An 18,438-nucleotide genomic window follows, 5' to 3' on the forward strand; every position below is an offset into this window, starting at 1 on the left:
GGCGAACGGGCGGGCGGGATGGGGGCACGTGGCGTTGACGGTGTCGGACCGCCCAGGCATAGGACTGAGGAGTGCCTTCTTCCGCCACAGCCATGGACCTGCGCCGCCGGCTGGTGACGGAAGCGCTGGGCTGCGGGCTGCTGGTGGTGGCGCTGGAGGGGTCGCACCACGTCGCGGAGCACCTGGGCGCGAGCGCCACCGAGGGACGCCTCTTCATGTCCCTCTCCTGCGGCGCGGTGCTGGCGTGCCTCTTGTGGGTGCTGCGGCCGCTGTCGGGCGCGCATCTGAATCCGGCGCTCACCTTCGCGGACGCGCTGGGGGACCGCATGCCCTGGCGTGAGGTGCCGCTGTACGCACTGGCGCAACTGACCGGCAGCCTGGTGGGTCGGCTCGTCGCGCACCGCATGTGCAATGAGCCGCTGCTGCTCACCGCGAGGATGCCCGCGGCGGACGGGGCGCGGTTCCTCACGGAGATGGTGGCCACGTTCGGGCTGCTGGTGGTGGTGCGCGGCTGCGTGCGCACGCGTCCGTCGGCGACGCCGCTGGCCATCGCGGGGTACGTGGCCGCGACGGTGTGGTTCACGGACTCGCGCTCGCTGGCGAACCCGGCGCTGGTGCTGGCGCGCGCGGCCAGCGCCCACGTGGGCGTGATGAGCCCGTGGGAGGTGGAGTCCTTCGTCGCGGCGCAGCTGTTGGGCGCGGCGCTGGCGGTGTTCCTCTTCCGGTGGCTGCTGGGCGGCACGCCGAAGCCTGCCGCCACGCCCGTGGAGACCGTCGTCTTCGAGTGCTCGAACGCAGGGCCCGCCCATCTGGCCGCTGCCCTCTTCAACACGCTGGCGCATCCGGACCGGGCGCGCGCGGTGGTGGCGCCGCCGCCGGGCTCGGGGCTGGATGACGGACCGCCGCCCGCCGTGGAGGCGCTGATGCGGGAGGCGAACCTGCGCGCCGCGCCCCTGCGCGACCGGAATGTGCCCGCGTCGCACTACGTTCTCATCGACGTCGCGGGCCATGCCCCAGGCATGGATGCGCGCGTGCGGGAGCGCTGGTCGCTGCCCGCGCTGTCGCTGAAGGACGAGGCCGGAGCGAAGGCGCTGCAGGCGGCGCTGCGGTCCAGGCTGCATCCACTCCTCGCGCGCCAGGGTTGGGAGCGACTGCACGTCGTCAGCGGCGGCCCCGCTCCCGAAGGCCCCCGCGCTCTCACCTGACGTGGACCCCTTGCAGGTGACGGGCTGCGGCGTTGACGTCCGCCCGGCACGCGCGCATGACGGTCCAAGAGAGGTTTTCGCATGATGGAAGGTCTTCCCCCCGTCGTTTCCTGGCCACCGCTGCAGACGATGATGCGACTGATGCTCGCGCTCGCGGTGGGCCTGTTCGTCGGGCTGGAGCGCGAGTGGCGTGGCAAGGAGGCCGGCCTGCGCACGTTCGGCTTCGCGGCGCTGCTGGGCTGCATGGGCGGCCTGTTGGGCCCGAACTTCGCGCTGCTGAGCCTCGCGCTGCTGGGCGTGCTGTTGTGCTTCCTCAACTGGCAGTCCCTGCGCACCGACGGCGGCGCGGAGCTGACCACGTCCGCCGCGCTGCTCGTCACGGGCTTCACCGGCGTGCTGTGCGGCCTGGGCCATACGGTGACGCCCGCGGCGGTGGGCGTGACGACGGCGGGCCTGCTCGCATGGAAGGAGCGGATGGCCACCTTCAGCCACAAAATCACCGCAGAGGAGCTGCGCAGCGCCATCCTGCTCGCCATCCTCGCCTTCGCCATCTACCCGGTGCTGCCCGCGCAGCCGGTGGACCCGTGGGGCCTCATCGAGCCGCGCGCCGCGTGGGTGACCGTCATCCTCATCGCGGCCATCGGCTTCGTGAACTACCTGCTGTGGAAGATGTTCGGCACGCAAGGCGTGGAGGTGACGGGGTTCCTGGGCGGGCTCGTCAACAGCACCGTCACCGTGGCGGAGCTGGCCAACCGCGTGCGCGAGACGTCCGGACGCCTGCTCGACGTGGCCTACCGGGGCGTGATGCTGGCCACCGCCGCCATGGCGCTGCGCAACGCCGTGCTGCTGGGGCTGCTCTCCTTGCGCGCGCTGGTGGACTCCGTCATCCCGCTGGTCCTCATCCTCCTGTCCAGCATGGGCCTGGCGCTGGTGCGCTCGCGCGTGGAGGTCACGCCCGGCGCCGAGCCTCCCGCCCTGCCCCTGAAGTCGCCCTTCTCGCTGCCGTCCGCGCTGAAGTTCGGCCTCATCTTCCTGGCGCTCCAGGTGGTGGGTACCGTGGGCCAGACGCTGATGGGCCGCTGGGGCTTCTACGCGGTGAGCGCCGTGGGCGGACTGGTGTCCAGCGCGTCCGCGGTGGCGTCCGCCGCGTCGCTGTGCGCCAACGGCACCATCTCCCCCACGACGGCAGGAGTGGGCGCCATCATCGCGTCGCTCGCCAGCGCCGCCATCAACTTCATCCTCGTGGCGCGCGTGTCGGCGCAGCGGTCGCTCACGCTGCGGCTGGGCCGCGCGCTGGGTGTGGTGATGCTGCTGGGGCTCGTGGGCGCTTTCGTGCAGACGCGACTGCCCACGTTCCTGCCGGCGCCCGCCGGAGGCGCGGGCCTGTTCAAGCCCCACGACGACCGCTAGAAGCGGTCTGGCTCCGGCATGGGCGGCGCGGCGGTCAGCCCGCCCTGCATGGGCGGGTGCAGCGGCAGCTGGACGATGAAGCGCGAGCCGTGGCCGAACTCGCTCTCCACGCGCACCCGGCCGCCGTGTCCCTCCACCAGGCTCTTCACGATGGCCAGGCCCAGCCCCGCGCCGCCGAACTCGCGCGTGGAGCTGCCGTCCACCTGGTAGAAGCTCTGGAAGATGCGCTCGAACTCCTCGGCGCGGATGCCCACGCCGGTGTCCTCCACGCTGATGCGGTAGCCGGGCACGCCCAGCTCCTGCTGCATCGCCGCGTCCGACAGCGTCACCTTCACCCGGCCGCCCGCGGGCGTGAACTTCACCGCGTTGGCCAGCAGGTTCACCACCACCTGGCGCAGCTTGTCCAGGTCCCCCGCCAGCCGGGGCTGCGGCGTGTGCGGCAGCCGCACCTCCAGCTCCAGGCCCTTGCGCTGCGCCTGCGGCAGCACGCTGGAGACCGCCGTCTGGATGATGTAGCCCGGGTCCACCGGCGCCATGGACAGGCGCAGGCGCCCGGCTTCAATCTGGCTCAGGTCCAGCAGCGAGGAGATCATCGAGAGGAGCGTCTCGCCCTTCTCCACGATGGTGCGCACGTACTGGAGCTGCTCCGGGTTGAGCGGCCCCGCCAGCCCCTCCGCCATCATCTCCGAGTAGCCCAGGATGGACGCGAGCGGCGTGCGCAGCTCGTGGCTCACCGTGCCCAGGAAGGTGGACTTCAGCCGGTCCAGCTCCTTGAGCCGCGCGTTCGCCTGGAGCAGCCGCGCGTTCTGCGCCTCCAGCTCGCGGTGCACCTCCAGCGTGGACTCCAGATGCAGGTGCGTGGCCAGGTACGCCTTCTGCCCGCTGGCCACGAGCGCGCCCAGCACCTGGCCGAAGTGGCCCAGCACCTGCGCGGCGGTGCGCTCCGGCACGCGGCGCACGCGGCCCAGCAGCTCCTGCGCGCGCTCCAGGTCCAGGCCATGGATGCTGGTGAGCGTCTCCGGGAAGTCCGTCAGCTCCTCCGGCGTGAAGGGCCCCAGGATGACCCGGCCCAGCAGGTCGCCGTCCCAGCGCACCGGCATCACCACGTAGCGCAGGCCGGTGAAGCAGGTGAGCGCGATGAGGCCCGCCGCTTCGGAGACGTCTCCGTCCGCCACGCGCCCGCCGGCCTCCGGCAGCACGGGGCCGTCCTTCACCCGGCCCACCATGGCGGTGCACGCGTGGCGGCCGTCCGGGAAGGAGAAGACGTAGGCGCAGAAGTCGCCGTGGCCCACCTTCACGTCCGCCAGCTTGTTGCCGCGCGTGTCCAGCACCTTGATGCCCACGCGGTACAGGTCGCTGAAGCCCTTCACCACCTCCGTGAAGGACGGCAGGTCCAGCAGGTCCCCCAGCGACAGCCGCCGCTGGAGCGCGGACTCGCGCCGGGGTGCGCTCGCGGTGTTCCGGGGCCCGCCGCCTGACGTGCCGTTCATGGCGCCCTCCCGCTCTCCCTGCCGCCAGGCATGGCGCCGGGGCCGTACCGCCCCTCCAGCGCCGTGCCGCTCAGGTCGATGTGACGGAAGATCTGCCCCAGGAACTCTTCCTCGCTCAGGCCCACGTTGCGCGACAGCTGCGCCCGGCCCTCCAGCGCGCGCCAGGCCGTCTGCACCACGGCGTGGAAGGTCTCCACCACGCCCTCGCCTCGCACGGCCACGGAGCCCACCACCGGCTGGCTGCCCCGGCGCTGAACCTCCGCCAGCTCCTCGTCCGTGAGGCTGTCGGGCAGGTCGCGCTTGTTGAACTGGATGACCACCGGCACCTGCGTGGGGTCCAGCTCCATCTCCCGCAGGTTCTCCTGCAGGTTGCGCCAGTAGGCGTTGTTCTCCTGCGCCGCGCCCCTGCGGCTGTCCGCGATGAAGACCACCGCGTCCGCGCCCTGGAGCACCACCCGCCGCGTGGCGTTGTGGATGACCTGTCCGGGCACGGTGAAGAGCTTCACCTTCACCTTGAAGCCCGTGGAGGTGGAGAAGAAGACGGGCAGCAAGTCGAAGAAGAGCGTCCGGTCGTCGTGGGTATCCACCGACAGGAGGCGCCCTCGCACGTCCGGCCGCGCTCGCGCGTGCAGCTTGCGCAAGTTCGTCGTCTTCCCGCTCAACCCGGGGCCGTAATAGACGATCTTGAGCGTCAGCTCGCGCTGGGCGTGGTTGAGTTGCAAGGGGCGGAACTCGGACCGAGGGGGACCCGGACAGGGGTTTTATAATGGCCTCACGCCCCGCGCGGAAGGCCGCTCGCAGTCCAGACAGCGGAGCGGGACATGTCTTCCCGGAATGACGCGCCCGCGGGCAACGTTTCGAGAGGCTCCTGCTTCCCGCCTGGGAGGAGGACGTCTCCCCACACGGAAAACAGAACAATGCGCGCGGAATGATCGCGTGCATGGGTACGGGGGGACCGGTTAGGATCGCAGACGCGACGGAGGAGCAAGGCGATGACGATGAAGCAGGTGGACCCTGGCGTCGAGGTGGCGGCCCCCACGCTGGTGCTGGAAGGAGCAACGCTCCCCAACGATCTGGTGAACGGGGTCAAATTCGGTCCGCCCACCGACGAGGACCTGACGACGGTGTCGGCCCTGCGCTCCAACTCCGAGCCCTGGAAGGGGCGGGGTGAGTCGCAGGAGGAGAGCCTCAAGGCCCTCACGCAGCTGAAGCCCTTCCTCCACGTGGCGCGGATCCAGGGCCAGGTGGTGGGCTACGTGACGGTGGAGCGCGACGGTCCGGTGCCGGGCGCGGCCTACCTGCGCAACATCGTGGTGAAGCCGGAGCTGCGGCGCCACGGCGTGGGCGCCATGCTGCTGGACAAGGCGCTGGACGCGGCGCGTGACATGTACCGCAAGACCATCGCGCTGCGCGTGGACCCCGCGAACGCGCCGGCGGTGGGCTTCTACCGCAAGGCGGGCTTCACCACGGTGGCCACGGTGGTCTCCAAGAAGTCCGGCAAGCTGCGGCTCCTGATGTCGCGCGAGCTGTAGTCCGCAGCACCCCAACGCAATCGGTTGGACCCGACGGGAGGGGCCTTCGCACGGCCGCTCCCGTCGTGCGTTTGGGGCCATGCCCCCAGGGTGACCTGGAGCGTGGCGGTCGACTATCCTCGCGGGAGTTTCCACCCCGCCGGGCCTGACGCACGGCAGCGGTGGGGCTTCCCCCTGAATGAAACCGCTCGCGGAACTGCTGCGTCATCTATCGCGTCCTGGAATCACCGAGCTGGCCCTGGCCAGCGGCCGTCCTCCGATGGTGCGCGGCGCCAACGGCTACGAGCCCATTGATCCAGGCGCCCTCTCCACCGATGAGCTCGTGAAGGCCCTCCAGGCGATGGTGGGCATGGCCCGCGCGTCGTCGGTGTCGGAGACGCCGGTACAGTGGACGGTGAACGCCACCGGACTGGGCTCCCTCAACATCGCGGCGGTGCGCCGGGGCGAGTTGATGAACGTGCGCCTCACGCGAGGCGCGGAAGGCGCGGCGGCCGCGGCGGCTCCAGCAGCCGCGGCAGCTCCAGCGGCGCCCGCCGCGCCCACGCGCACGCCCTACGCGGGAGTGCCGACCGTGTCCGCGCAGGCTCCCACGCGCACGCCCTACGCGGGAGTGCCCGCGGTCTCCGCGTCCGTGGACGCGAGAGCCGCGCAGTCTGGTGGCATGGACGCGAGAGCCGCTCAGCCAGGGGGCATGGACGCGCGAGCCGCGCAGCCGGGTGGCATGGGTGCGGGAGCCGCCGCGCGCGGAGCTCCTGGCGGCGCGGCCTCCCACGCGGGGGCCTCCGCGGCTCACGCGGGTGCGGCGGCTCATTCAGGTGCGGCGGCCCATGCGGGCGCTCCGGCCCACTCCTCCGCCAGCGCGAATCCTTCCGCGCGGGTCATCCCCATCGCGCGCTCGACCTCCGCTCCGGGCCGCGACCTGACCGTGCTGCTGGAGCAGGCTCGCAGCATGAACGCCAGCGACCTGCACCTGGTGGCCGGACGGCCTCCGCTGCTGCGCCTGGCCGGAGAGCTGCTGCCGCAGGACACGCCGCTGTCTCCGGAGACGGTGGAGCGGCTCTTGCTCCCCATCATCCCGGAGCGGCTGCGGCACGTGCTGGAGAAGGACGGCAGCGTGGACTTCGCGCTGGACTCCGAGGACACCGGCCGCTTCCGCGTCAACGTGTGCCGCCAGCGCACGGGCCTCAAGGGCACCTTCCGCGTCATCTCCCGCGAAATCCCCACCCTGGAGTCGCTGGGCCTGCCCTCGGACATCGCCAAGGCCACGCACCACCACCAGGGCCTCATCGTGCTCACCGGCCCGTCCGGCCACGGCAAGACGAGCACGCTCGCGGCGCTGGTGGACATCATCAACCGCGAAACCACGCACCACGTGCTCACCGTGGAGGACCCGGTGGAGTACGTGCACCCGCGCAAGCGCGCCCTCATCAGCCAGCGCGAGGTGGGCACCAGCACCCGCACCTTCGCCAGCGCCCTCAAGGGCAGCCTCCGCGAGGATCCGGACGTCATCGTCGTGGGCGAGCTGCGCGACACGGAGACCGTGCGCATGGCGCTCGCCGCCAGCGAAACGGGCCACCTGCTCATCAGCACCATGAACACGCCCAGCGCGGCGAAGACCATCGACCGGCTCATCGACCTCTTCCCACCGGGAGACCAGCAGCAGGTGCGGCTGTCGCTCTCCAGCGGCCTGCGCCTCATCGTCAGCCAGCGGCTGATGCCTGCCGCGGACGGCAAGTCCCTGGTCGCCGCCGCCGAGGTGCTCACCGGCTCCGTGGCCCTGGGCAACCTCATCCGCGACAACAAGACGTATCAAATCCCCTCCCTCCAGCAGCGCGGCAAGTCGCTGGGCATCGTCCGCTTCGAGGACTCGCTCGCGGACCTGGCGCGCTCCGGCAAGGCGACGCTGGAGACGGTGAAGGGCTTCGCGGAGAACCCGGACGAAATCGAAGCCATGGTGACGGGCAAGCGCCCCGGCGCCGCTCCCACCGTGCCCCCGCCCGCCAGCGCCCAGGAGGGCGCGCGGATGCTGTCCAAGGTGGGCTCACTGCTTGGCAAGAAGGGCGCCTGACATGACGGACACCCCTCGCATCGCCACCTGGTTCGACATCCTGCTCGACAAGAAGGGCAGCGACCTGCACCTGGGCGTGGGCTACCCGCCCCTGGGCCGCATCCGCGGCGAGCTCGTGCCCCTGCGCGAAGAAGCCCTCACCACCGGCGAGCTGGAGTCGCTGCTCTTTGAAATCTGCTCGCCCGAACAGAAGCGGCAGATCACCGAGGAGCTGGACCTGGACTTCGCCTACGGCTACGGCACCAAGGCCCGCTTCCGCGCCAACTACTTCTACCGGATGACCGGCATTGGCGCCGTGTTCCGCACCATCCCCAGCAAGGTGCTGTCGCTGGAGGAACTGAAGACGCCGGAGGTGGTGCGCAAGATGGCGGACCGCCGCAGCGGGCTGGTGCTGGTGACAGGCCCCACGGGCTCAGGCAAGTCCACGACGCTCGCCGGGATGATCAACCACATCAACAAGACGCGCCCGGCGCACGTGCTCACCGTCGAGGACCCGGTGGAGTTCGTGCACGAATCGCTCAAGTCCCAGGTCACCCACCGCGAGGTGGGCCCGCACGCCTCCAGCTTCGCCACCGCCATCCGCTCCGCTGGCCGTGAGGACCCCAACGTCATCCTCATCGGCGAGCTGCGCACCAACGAGACGATGAAGCTGGCGCTCCAGCTGGCCAGCTTCGGCGTGCTCGTCTTCGCCACGGTGCACACCAACAGCGCCCCCGCCACCATCGACCGCATCATCAACTCCTTCCCCGCGGACGAGCAGGGCCAGGTGCGCGGCATGCTCGCGGAGTCGCTGGCTGGCATCGTCGCGCAGCAGCTCATCAAGACCGCGGACGGCAAGGGCCGCGTCGCCGCGCTCGAAATCCTGGTGGGCAGCCCCGCCATGGCCGCGATGATCCGCGAGGGCAAGGTGTTCCAGATCGCCTCCAAGATGCAGGCCGGCCAGAACCAGGGCATGCAGACCCTGGACATGCACCTGGAGCGGCTGGTGAAGGACGACGTCATCCTTCCGGAAGCCGCCCTGGAGAAAGCCCAGGACAAAGAGAATTTCGTGAAGGTCATCCAGCGACTGAAGCCGGACTGGCAGGTTCCGGAGACGCTGAAGGCCTGAGCGGCCCGCGGCGACAGTGGGGAAGGAATTTGCTTTCTCCCCCCGACTTCGCCTTTGTTCTGGAGTGAACGTGGACCCGCCTACTCGGATGGGTCCCAACACTTCCGAGGGGGAAGTCATGGATGAGCAGCAGCTTGAGATGATGCAGCAGATGCAGAACCAGCAGGCGGAGGGCCCGGGGCTGGTGTTCTGGCTCTTCTACCTGGCCTTCATCGGTTTCATCGTCGCCGGCATGTGGAAGACGTTCGCCAAGGCTGGCCAGCCTGGGTGGGCGGCCATCGTGCCCTTCTACAACATCTACGTGCTGACCCAGATTGTCGGCCGTCCGGCGTGGTGGGTGGTGCTGGCGCTGCTGCCCTGCGTGAACTTCATCGCGCTGTTCATCATCAGCATCGACATGGCGAAGTCCTTCGGGAAGGGCACGGGCTTCGGCATCGGTCTGGCGCTGCTCGGCCCGGTCTTCTACGCCATCCTCGGCTTCGGCGACGCGCAGTACCAGGGCCCGGCCGCCTCCAACGGTGGCATGGCCGCGGCGTAGTTCCCCACGGCCTCCTGGCCGTGAACGGCGGCGGTGGAGTGGCCTTCCGGTCGCTTCACCGCCGTTCGTGTTTCATGGGTACGACGGCTCGGGTAGAGCCGGAGCATGGCCTCCGCTCCCCGTCCCTTCCGTGGGAGAGACCGTCTGATTCTACCAGTGGAGCCCTCACGACATGTACGACCACGACGGCATCCACGAGTCCATCGTCGCGGTCCTCACCGTGAACGGGAAGCCGCGCCAGGTGCTCATCCATCCCGGGCGCACTGGCTACGTCTACGTGCTGGACCGCACGACGGGGCAGGTGTTGTCCGCCACGCCCCTCGGCCACATCACTACCAACACCGGCGTAGACCTGAAGATGGGCAGCCTGCAGCCGGTAAAGGGCATGGAGACGGGCTTCGACAAGACGGTGCGCGGCATCTGCCCCGCGTCGCCGGGGTCCAAGGACTGGTCGCCCTCCGCATTCAACCCGGAGACGGGGATGCGCTACATCCCCAGCGACAACCTGTGCCAGGACGCGCAGGGCGATGAGGCCAACTACATCGCGACACGCCGTATGTCGGCATGAACGTGAAGATGGACGCGGGGCCAGGAGGAAACCGGGGCGAGTTCATAGGCTGGGACGTGGCCGCCGGCAAGAAGGTCTTCGGCATCCCGGAGAAGTTCCCGGTGTGGAGCGGCGTCGTGGTGACGGCCGACGACGTGGCCTTCTACGGAACGATGGACGGCTGACTCAACGCGGTGCACGTACGCACGGGCCAGGCGCTGTAGGAGTTCAAGATGGGCAGCGGAATCATCGGCCAGCCCATCACCTTCCGAGGTCCGGACGGCAAGCAGTACGTGTCCGTGCTCTCCGGCGTGGTCGGCTTGGCGGGCGTCATCGTCTCCGGTGAGCTGGACCCTCGCGACAACAACATCGCCCTGGGCGTCAAGGTCGGGGACGCGCGCGCGACATCGCGGCGGATCTGGACACGCTGCGATGAAGCCTTTCCAGCCAACGCGCACTACGAGCGCGCCAATGTCACAGGCTCGCGCAATCAAGCCAAATAGGAACTAGTGCCTGTCGATCGCGCATCCCACTACGCGGCAGGTCACCTTTAGAGGCCCCAATGCGACTCTGACCCTTATGACTTAAACCCACCCGGGGGCTGTCACGACCCACCCACATAGTTGGCTTGCACTGCCCACAAGGGACTACTTCGAAAGGTACCTGTCGCTAGCGCCAGCCCGACTGGCTGAGTACTCTCCACCGTCATGTCCGAAGCAAGTGCACTTTCAGTTAATATTGAGGGTGTAGAGCCCCAAAGACCTCAGACCTCAGCCATCTCCAATAGCGACAGTCTCGAAAGCAGACTCGACAGACTGTGTCGGCGAATCATGGATGGCCTATGTGTTCCGTTCCTTGGCGCTGGAATTAGCCTCTATGCGCCTCCCAGGCCAGAACACCAAGCCAGTGCGCCAACGATCAAGGCAACTGAAATCGCAGCCAACCTCGCACAAGCGTTATTCAAGCACCTCCCCACAGGTTCAAGCCCAGTCTCAACTTGGCAACAGAACCTCCGAAGACTAGGTCTTGACTGTGCCAAACTGGACGACAACGGCCAAAGAATAATAGACAACAATCCAGACAAGAAAGGTAAAACAAATCCCAAGACTCCATCTCTTGGCGAAGTCGCAGAACTTTGCTGGTCTATTTTGACACCAGTAGGCACCTGCGAAGTCCTTCGCCTTGAAGACTGGGGCCAGCGACTACCAACGGCTGCACATCATTATCTCGCGACGCTCGTAAGAGAGGGTCTCATCACGGAGGTCCTCGGAACAAATTACGACGAGTTCGTTGAGGCATCCATCCGCGAGAGCTTTGGCAATGACAAGCTTCCTTCAGATCCAGCACCAGTCATCAGCGATCTAGAAAGCTACAGAACCCACATTGCCACACCAAGAAAAGATGGAACTCATCAATCCCTCGTAAAGGTTGTCAAACTAAACGGATGCGCAACCGCCTATCGCCGTGTCTCGGTCAATCCCAACACCTCTCCTGAGAAACAACAAGAGGCCGCACGCAAGATTGTACTAACCGAAGAACAACTCCAAGGCTGGGGAGACAAGCATTGGGCCAGAGAACTTCTCAATGACAGAGTAAGATCGCAGACTCTACTCTTCATCGGCTTTGGGAATGCAGACCCAATAGTGCGGCACCACTCCGTACAAGTGATTCGCGAGTTCCAAGAGCAGGCCACTTCAAGGCTAAACCGAGACGCACAATCCACACATAACGAGCGCCAGTGGAACGACCATAACAACGCGCCGTTTATTGCGGCATACGAGCGCGACCTTTCGTTCTACCAATACCAACTCCTAAGAGCGTTCCGCGACGCCCATGCCTCGCCAGCCACCGACAGCCACCAGGCAAGGCTGGATCACATTGCTAGCATATACGAAAACACCTTTCTCGGGGATGACAGCCAGTACCTACATCTAGGAAGCACACCTCCTCCCGAGGGACTAGCCGCCGATCTCTTTTTGGAGACACTTGCGACAAGATGCATCTGCCGTCTAGCAACGGAGCGTTGGTTTAACCGCGAAAGTCCGCTGCATTCGTATCTGCAAGGTGCCTTGGGCAATCCTCGCACAATTCTCGCAGAAATATGCAGCACGCTATTTTCAGGTTCAATCAGCAGTCCTCCTTTGTTCTCAAGTTGGCTTAGGCTTCGCTCACCTACGCGAACAGAACAAGAGTCAAGCCCTTGGGCGTTTGCCTGCTTTGCTCTGCGCTCCTCAAACCCGGGGCGGGCAGGATACCGGCCGTTCCTAGATTCACCCATCAAGCAGCCAATGTTCGTTGTGCTCCTTGCACTCGCAGCGAAGCGCGACCCAAATGGAGTACTGCAACTGCCTTCAGCCACGGCTCTAGCGCTCAATAGCGCGATGGGAACGGATACCGGCAGCAGTGCCGCCTCGAAATCACCATCTAGCTATCGACTAATAACTGAAGAGCCCGCCCAAGGCGTTCGCCGCGTTCTCGTAACATCGGACATAGACAGGCTCATTAGCCGGCTAGAACACGACGAGGAGACAGCAGACAACTTCAACGCCATTCCCGATCACTCCATCATCATAGGCTTGGGACGAGGCAATCTCACAGGAGCTTTTCGGCAACAACTTTGGGTAAAGGTGCGCCCATCCCAGCAGTCTCAAGCTACGGAACAGTCGCCTGCACCCACTGAAGAAGATACCGCAGCGCACATCAAGCCAGGACAAGAGCATCGAGAAATGCGAGTTGTTCGAGAAATATATATTGTCGGTGATCTTGCGGCAATTCGCGGGGGCGGAGGGACATCTGTAGATCTTTCACAAGCGCAGGCAAACATCCAAACCCTATCAAGAACGCCCGAATCGTTCCTGGATTCAGACGAAGGATGGCGAAAGTACTGCCACCCTGCCCCATAGAACCGATGAACATACCACTAGAACTGGCCATCAGGTCGGTGTTCACGATTGCTGCCGAGAAAATACCCCATGTCGACATTTGGCAGCCAAATATAGAAAGTTCCGGAGGATTCCTGGAGCCCTCTGGGCGAACCATTCGCTGCCCCCCCCGCCTCATGGGAGATGATGGGAACCTTTTGTTTGCCGTCGTCTACGCGCCGTCCATTGAACATCCACAAAAGACAGACACCCCCAGTCCCATTGTTCGGGACATCCGACTACTGGGAAACCTTCTCCAGCGTGCCGCGTCCGACTATGGGATGCATCGACTCCTGTTGATACTTGCGCTTCCTGACACCCTAGAGTCTGGAGAGACCCTCGCATCGCAACTTGCCGATGCACGCTTCAAACTCGGTCAATTTCGAGTCATAATACTACCCCATCTAAATCAAGAATTCGCATCATTCGAACTAGCATTAAAGGAGAAGTTTGAACTGTTCTCCCCGTTCCCTGAAAAAGCTTTTCTGCACAAAATAGAGAGTTCAGATCTGCCGACCTATGCAGTCGGGGTACTTGCCTCGGGTGCCCACCAAAACAACCCATTCCGATCCCCGGTCGAATCTGACATTCAACTTTTTCTGAAGCATGGCGACTGGCCAAACGCCACGTCATGGCCAGAGACAACAAGGGCACTCGACTCTATCCTCCTGCCCACAGGTAAAGCGCCATGACCGGTCGCCGTATATCAAGACTTGAGATCGAGAACTTCAAGGGCTTCAGCGAAACAATAGATCTGAACTTCGATGCGGAGATCGTTCTACTCGTAGGTCCCAACGGCAGAGGCAAAACCAGTACAATTGAAGCACTGGAGCTTGCCGTCACTGGGAAAATCGGGAGGCGCATCGGAGGAAAGGAGGAGTTCGAGCTTCGCGACTTCATTCATTGCAATCGGAAGTCCGGCACGAGCACAGGGGAGGCGCGGATTCGCGCGACCTGGTCAGACGGAAGTGGAACAGACGAAACTACCATTCACAAATCATCCCAAGGTTCTATCTCATCAATCGGACCTTGGGCCGCCCTTCGAGACAATGAGCTTGAAACCCAGTCGGAGCATGACCTTGTTCGCGCCTGCACCTTTCTCTACTCAGACTCACTTGGCAGCCTTGCGGGGCTCGACCTCGATTCCCGCCGAAAGGTAATCGACTTCTTCGTTCCAAGTTTTCCCGAACTGGACTCCCTTGCGGAAATAGAGGCTCAAAGGTTCTCTCTTGAAATCACAAGACGACTAAACAAAATCAAGGCAGAACTTCCCGATATCGAAAAGATCACGAACCTTGAAGCACAGCGAGCACTGCTTGCCCAGCAGTCTTGGCAGGCTCTAGGCACAGCCGTATCCGCAAAGTTCGTCAAAGCGAACCGCACTCTAGTGGACCAAGCGCCACTAAAAAGCGCGCTAAAAAAGATCTGCACTCACCTTGGCCTTGAGGCCTCGCAAGACGGTGATTACCAAGGCACTTTGGAAAGGATTTACAAGGCCGCTGAGACACGTGCATCTGAAGCATCCCACCTAGATTCATCAGAGACTGAGGTACACGACTCGCCAACACCCCGTTGGCTCAAACTTCAAGCAATTTTCCGCGACCTAGAAACAAATCTTCCCAAAGAGCACGCTGACCGCCGCGCTCTGTTGCTCAAACAAGCCGAACCAAGAGATAGACTCCTTGGGGATATCGTCGAACTACAGCACATTCGGGCAGCCAAGGAGTCAGAGCAATCGAGTTTGGCGCGCAGCATCGCCACCATATGGCAGCCAGGCCAGGAGGTGCGACTGCATAGCAGCTCGGCCCATATGGGCTTAGGAACGCTGGCTGTCCTCGCAACACTTTCCAACGAAGACAACGCAGCCACACTTCCATCGTTTTGGTCGGATATTGGCCTCCCCATGCCAAATCACGATCTCTTTCACCCACACTTAATTGCCGAGTCAAAGCGCCTAGAAGAACTTAGATCAAGGCACACGACAGTCAGCATTGAACTGAGCGAACTCAACAAGAAACTCTCCGATCTCAACGCCCTGGACAAAATTAACTCACTGTTTTCTCGCCTTGGGCAACTCTGGATTGAGAATGAGATATCGGCTCAACTGCCCCATACTCCAGAGGACATTGTTGATCTTGACGCAGTTCGCACAAGACTCACTTCAAGTACGGCCCAGTCAATTGTGGGCGAAGTCCCGCCAGCACATAGTCCGAAGGAAGACTGGGCATCCGTAGCGCGTGCATTCTCCACCTGGGCAACCGTTCGCGCGGACGTAAATCGAGCCACGGCACAGACATTAGAGCAGCAGCACCTAGACAGCGCACGCAAGGAAGTCGAGAAAGCTCAAGACATCATCGAGCACATTGCCAGCAACAAGCGCGGATGCTTCAAAGATGTTTTTAGAACCAACATCATCGAGCAACGTTACGAGCGAGACCTCAACAAGTCGATGAGACAAATCTTGAGATGGTACGCTCATCGCCACGACGTTGTTGAGCACGCACGAATTGAGTTTCAGCGACATGGACCTCTTCAGGTTCGAATTGGACCAAAAGATGGCATTTCAACCGGCATCTCAAGTCTCTCAAGATCGCAACTAACATCACTGGCGTTTGGCCTTGCGATAGCAGCAAATCTTGGACAACCTAAGCTTCCTACCGAATTTCTATGCCTAGATGACGTCTCGGATGCATTTGACCTCGACAATCTAGCCGCAGACGCCGCCATGCTGCGGCTCCTTGCTTATGGGGCAACCGATTCGAGCAGTCATGGCCGCCGACAATTGATTCTCACCAATCACAACGACCATCTAACAAACAGGATTGTACCTTTGCTTCGTCCCCCGGCCGGTCGACGGATGCGCGTCATTGAGTTTGTCGACAACGGCCACGACAAATCTATCAAGACAAGACAATGGGAGGTAATTGGTGAACGCCAAACTCGCTGGGAGGGACGATCGCCTCTTCGGGCTTTGCTTCCAGCCATCAGCCTGGGGGCTACTTCTTCACCCAAGCCATGAACTCGCTATGCAATCAAACTTGTTTGTTACATTTCGTATTGAATCTGCCCCAAAGGGATAGGCGCACGGGTTCCTCAAGACGCGTCTTGCGCCTCCAGCCTGCGGATACCAGGTCCAACACAACTCGCACCGAAGTCTGACATCCAGTAGAGCAAGGTGTGATGCTCAACCTGAATGCGTCTTTTCGTCCGTCGCGATCAAACCGGAGTCCTCCATCCCGAGGCTTTTTGGCAAGCCTCGGGATATTGATTTTATCGCCAGTTGTGGCTACGGCACATAGCGGAAGCAATGGGATACTTGTTGCCCCTGAGATCGAGGGTGCTGCGGACCAAGCCGGAGCTGCGCCCTTCAGTGCGCCACGCCGGAATCCGATTTCTCGCCCGCTACGGCAGCGTCAGCGTCCGACGGTGTGGATCCTTCTCCGGGCACCCGCACCGTCGTCACCGCCACGCGCCTGCCGCGCCCCTTGCGCGACGTGCCCGCCACCACGGTGGTGATTCCCCGCGCGGAGATGGAGCGCAGCCCCACGCTCACGCAGGACGCGCTCATCCGCACGCTGCCGTCCGCGGCCACCTTCCGCCGCACGCCATCCCTGGTCGCGGACCCCACCGCGCAGGGGCTCAACCTGCGCGGGCTCGCGCCCTCCGGCGTGGCGCGTGGGCTCGTGCTGCTGGACGGGCTTCCCTTCAACGACCCCTACGGCGGATGGGTCTTCTGGCGCGCCCTGCCCCGCCTGGGCCTGGACCGCATCGAGGTCGTCCCCACTGGCGGCTCCGCGCTCTATGGAAGCGCCGCGCTGGGCGGCGTGGTGCAGCTGTTCTCCCGGCCCATCACCGGCCCGGTGCTCGACGCGGACGTGTCCGTGGGCAACCTGGGCACCGGCTTCGCCGCCGCGCGCATCGCGGACCGCTGGGGCCGCGTGGGCGCCTCGCTGGAGGTCGAGGGCCTCACCAGCGACGGCTATCGCATCGTCCCCGAGAGCCAGCGCGGCCGCATCGACGGGGACACCCCCTCCAATCACGTCAGCGCCCAGGCGCGCATCGAAGCAGAAGCCACCGACCACCTCTCCCTCTCAGCCCGCGCGGGCGTGTTCCGCGAGACGCAGAACGGTGGCACCCGGTACACCGTGGCCAGCGTGGACCTCGCGTGGTTCGCCGCGAACGCCCGCCTCCGCACGGACTCCGCCGGCACCTTCGAGCTGGGCCTCTTCGGCCGCACCCAGCACTTCGCCCAGGACCGCGCCCGCGTCACTCCGGACCGGAACTTCGAGGCCCGCTCCGCCCTCCAGGACGTGCCCGCGAACGACCAGGGCGGCTCGCTCGTCTGGACCGGTCCGGAGCTGACGCTGGCCGGGACCCATGTGCTCGCCGCGGGCGTGGACGTGCGCCGCTCCCACGGCAGGGCCGATGAGCTGCTCTTCCCCGCCACCTACACCGCCACGACGCTCTACGCGCGCAACACGCAGGGCACGCAGCTGTCCGGGGGCGTCTTCGTGCAGGACCTCTACACCGTGTCCCCCGCGCTGGAGTTCGCCGGCACTCTGCGCTGGGACACGTGGCACAACTTCGACGGCAGCCAGTTGGAGAGCTTCGCGAACGGCACCGCCACCGCCACCGCCTTCGAGCCTCGCACCGCGCGCCAGCTCAGCCCGCGCCTGGCCGCGCGCGTGCGCCCGCTGGAGTGGCTCACCTTGCGCGCCTCCGCGTACCGCGCCTTCCGCGCCCCCACCCTCAACGAGCTCTACCGCCCCTTCCAGGTGGGCACCGTCCTCACCGCCGCGAACCCGGACCTGGGCGCCGAGCGCCTCTGGGGCACCGAGGCGGGCGTGGAGGCCACCGGCCCGCGAGGGCTCACCGGCCGCGTCACCGGCTTCTGGAACGTGCTGGACGCGCCCGTCACCAACGTCACCCTCGCCACGCCCCTGCCGGACGGCGCCACCCGCCAGCGCCAGAACCTGGGCCGGGCCCGCGTGCGCGGCGTGGAGCTGGGCGCGGACTGGCGCGTGTCGCGGCAGTGGACCGCGCTCGCCGCCTATACCTTCGTGGACCCCGTCGTCACGCGCGCCCCCGGCCAGCCCGACCTCGTGGGTCGCCAGCTTCCCCAGGACCCCAGGCATCGCGGCTCGCTCGCGGTCACCTTCGACGACCCGTCCATCGTCTCCGTCACCGCGCAGCTGCGCGTGTTCGGCCCGCAGTACGAGGACGACCTCAACACGCGCGGCATGGGCGGCGCGGCGGTGGTGGACCTGTTCGTGAGCCGCCACCTCTTCTGGAAGGTGGACGCCTTCGGCGCGGTGGAGGTAACCGTCCGGCCAATGACGTGCCGGGAGGCTTGATGCCAGACGCGGACCGTGCTCGGCGGGCGCCGCGAGAAGTGAGCTGTTCAGGGACTGGGCTGGAGGGGTGACTCGAGCGGGTCAGCGGCGCGTCGCCGCTTCCACTCGTGAGGTAGCAGCTCACCGATGCGCGAGTGTGGGTGCGTCTGGACGCGCAGCAGGACATCCGCGAGGTAGTCCTCGGGATTGACGCCGTTGGCCTCGCAGGTGGCCACCAGTGCATAGAGGCCAGCGAGGTTTTCCCCCGCGGCCTCGTGGCCGACAA

The 18,438-nt window shown here is 65.1% G+C and carries 16 protein-coding genes; 13 read left to right on the forward strand and 3 right to left on the reverse strand.

What is annotated here, in order from left to right:
* Positions 1 to 71 precede the first annotated feature (71 nt).
* Both D7Y21_RS32215 and D7Y21_RS32220 read left to right on the forward strand, forming a co-directional pair.
* Positions 72 to 1,205: an aquaporin gene (locus tag D7Y21_RS32215; RefSeq protein WP_233612359.1), complete on the forward strand. Its 1,134-nt coding sequence runs from the start codon at positions 72 to 74 to the stop codon at positions 1,203 to 1,205.
* Positions 1,206 to 1,286: 81 nt separating this feature from the next.
* Positions 1,287 to 2,615 (forward strand): MgtC/SapB family protein, encoded by a 1,329-nt coding sequence (locus tag D7Y21_RS32220; protein WP_121717708.1) that lies wholly within the window; start codon positions 1,287 to 1,289, stop codon positions 2,613 to 2,615.
* Here the strand turns inward: D7Y21_RS32220 and D7Y21_RS32225 are convergent.
* Positions 2,612 to 4,105: an ATP-binding protein gene (locus tag D7Y21_RS32225; RefSeq protein WP_120561099.1), complete on the reverse strand. Its 1,494-nt coding sequence runs from the start codon at positions 4,103 to 4,105 to the stop codon at positions 2,612 to 2,614. The two genes, D7Y21_RS32220 and D7Y21_RS32225, sit on opposite strands and share 4 nt — an antisense overlap.
* Positions 4,102 to 4,827, reverse strand: a complete 726-nt coding sequence (locus D7Y21_RS32230; RefSeq protein WP_120561098.1) for an ATP/GTP-binding protein — start codon at positions 4,825 to 4,827, stop codon at positions 4,102 to 4,104. The genes D7Y21_RS32225 and D7Y21_RS32230 overlap by 4 nt, the downstream gene beginning before the upstream one ends.
* Before the next feature lie 270 nt (positions 4,828 to 5,097).
* On the opposite strand from D7Y21_RS32230, the gene D7Y21_RS32235 reads away from it, so the two are divergent.
* The 11 genes from D7Y21_RS32235 to D7Y21_RS32270 all read left to right on the forward strand — a co-directional run bounded on the left by D7Y21_RS32235 (position 5,098) and on the right by D7Y21_RS32270 (position 18,173).
* Entirely contained in the window at positions 5,098 to 5,637 is a 540-nt protein-coding gene (locus tag D7Y21_RS32235) for a GNAT family N-acetyltransferase (protein ID WP_120561097.1), read from the forward strand.
* A 178-nt stretch (positions 5,638 to 5,815) separates the two neighbouring features.
* Complete coding sequence (locus D7Y21_RS32240; RefSeq protein ID WP_233612360.1) at positions 5,816 to 7,705, forward strand: type IV pilus twitching motility protein PilT; 1,890 nt, start codon at positions 5,816 to 5,818, stop codon at positions 7,703 to 7,705.
* 1 nt (position 7,706) lies between these two features.
* Positions 7,707 to 8,813 carry a type IV pilus twitching motility protein PilT gene (locus tag D7Y21_RS32245; RefSeq protein WP_121717711.1) on the forward strand — a complete coding sequence of 369 codons (1,107 nt, stop codon included), beginning with the start codon at positions 7,707 to 7,709 and terminating at the stop codon, positions 8,811 to 8,813.
* A 118-nt stretch (positions 8,814 to 8,931) separates the two neighbouring features.
* Entirely contained in the window at positions 8,932 to 9,351 is a 420-nt protein-coding gene (locus tag D7Y21_RS32250) for a DUF5684 domain-containing protein (RefSeq protein ID WP_121717712.1), read from the forward strand.
* A 172-nt stretch (positions 9,352 to 9,523) separates the two neighbouring features.
* Entirely contained in the window at positions 9,524 to 9,919 is a 396-nt protein-coding gene (locus D7Y21_RS42375; protein ID WP_199735530.1) for a PQQ-binding-like beta-propeller repeat protein, read from the forward strand.
* Complete coding sequence (locus tag D7Y21_RS42380; RefSeq protein ID WP_199735531.1) at positions 9,916 to 10,083, forward strand: hypothetical protein; 168 nt, start codon at positions 9,916 to 9,918, stop codon at positions 10,081 to 10,083. Before D7Y21_RS42375 ends, D7Y21_RS42380 begins: the two co-directional genes overlap by 4 nt.
* A 48-nt stretch (positions 10,084 to 10,131) precedes the next feature.
* Entirely contained in the window at positions 10,132 to 10,401 is a 270-nt protein-coding gene (locus D7Y21_RS42385; RefSeq protein ID WP_199735532.1) for a hypothetical protein, read from the forward strand.
* 327 nt (positions 10,402 to 10,728) lie between these two features.
* Positions 10,729 to 12,801 carry an SIR2 family protein gene (locus D7Y21_RS32260; protein WP_158627387.1) on the forward strand — a complete coding sequence of 691 codons (2,073 nt, stop codon included), beginning with the start codon at positions 10,729 to 10,731 and terminating at the stop codon, positions 12,799 to 12,801.
* A complete protein-coding gene (locus D7Y21_RS41585; RefSeq protein ID WP_147469433.1) occupies positions 12,771 to 13,511 on the forward strand; it encodes a hypothetical protein in 741 nt (246 codons plus the stop codon). The genes D7Y21_RS32260 and D7Y21_RS41585 overlap by 31 nt, the downstream gene beginning before the upstream one ends.
* Positions 13,508 to 15,838, forward strand: coding sequence for an ATP-binding protein (locus tag D7Y21_RS32265; protein WP_121717715.1), 2,331 nt, complete (start codon positions 13,508 to 13,510; stop codon positions 15,836 to 15,838). The genes D7Y21_RS41585 and D7Y21_RS32265 overlap by 4 nt, the downstream gene beginning before the upstream one ends.
* Positions 15,839 to 16,247: 409 nt before the next feature.
* Positions 16,248 to 18,173 carry a TonB-dependent siderophore receptor gene (locus D7Y21_RS32270; RefSeq protein ID WP_255427376.1) on the forward strand — a complete coding sequence of 642 codons (1,926 nt, stop codon included), beginning with the start codon at positions 16,248 to 16,250 and terminating at the stop codon, positions 18,171 to 18,173.
* Positions 18,174 to 18,220: 47 nt separating this feature from the next.
* Here the strand turns inward: D7Y21_RS32270 and D7Y21_RS32275 are convergent.
* Positions 18,221 to 18,438 (reverse strand): transposase domain-containing protein (locus D7Y21_RS32275; RefSeq protein ID WP_147469434.1); only part of this gene is annotated, 218 nt, incomplete at its 5' end.

Origin of the sequence: Corallococcus sp. AB045 (assembly GCF_003668895.1) — a bacterium.
In the GTDB taxonomy this organism is placed as follows: Bacteria; Myxococcota; Myxococcia; order Myxococcales; family Myxococcaceae; genus Corallococcus; species Corallococcus coralloides.

Coding starts and splice junctions, on each gene's coding strand:
- D7Y21_RS32220 (WP_121717708.1), top strand. CDS start 1,287: ATGATGGAAGGTCTTCCCCCCGTCGTTTCCTGGCCACCGCTGCAGACG.
- D7Y21_RS32225 (WP_120561099.1), bottom strand. CDS start 4,105: ATGAACGGCACGTCAGGCGGCGGGCCCCGGAACACCGCGAGCGCACCC.
- D7Y21_RS42385 (WP_199735532.1), top strand. CDS start 10,132: ATGGGCAGCGGAATCATCGGCCAGCCCATCACCTTCCGAGGTCCGGAC.
- D7Y21_RS42380 (WP_199735531.1), top strand. CDS start 9,916: ATGAACGTGAAGATGGACGCGGGGCCAGGAGGAAACCGGGGCGAGTTC.
- D7Y21_RS32245 (WP_121717711.1), top strand. CDS start 7,707: ATGACGGACACCCCTCGCATCGCCACCTGGTTCGACATCCTGCTCGAC.
- D7Y21_RS32240 (WP_233612360.1), top strand. CDS start 5,816: ATGAAACCGCTCGCGGAACTGCTGCGTCATCTATCGCGTCCTGGAATC.
- D7Y21_RS32265 (WP_121717715.1), top strand. CDS start 13,508: ATGACCGGTCGCCGTATATCAAGACTTGAGATCGAGAACTTCAAGGGC.
- D7Y21_RS42375 (WP_199735530.1), top strand. CDS start 9,524: ATGTACGACCACGACGGCATCCACGAGTCCATCGTCGCGGTCCTCACC.
- D7Y21_RS32250 (WP_121717712.1), top strand. CDS start 8,932: ATGGATGAGCAGCAGCTTGAGATGATGCAGCAGATGCAGAACCAGCAG.
- D7Y21_RS41585 (WP_147469433.1), top strand. CDS start 12,771: ATGGCGAAAGTACTGCCACCCTGCCCCATAGAACCGATGAACATACCA.
- D7Y21_RS32260 (WP_158627387.1), top strand. CDS start 10,729: ATGGATGGCCTATGTGTTCCGTTCCTTGGCGCTGGAATTAGCCTCTAT.
- D7Y21_RS32235 (WP_120561097.1), top strand. CDS start 5,098: ATGACGATGAAGCAGGTGGACCCTGGCGTCGAGGTGGCGGCCCCCACG.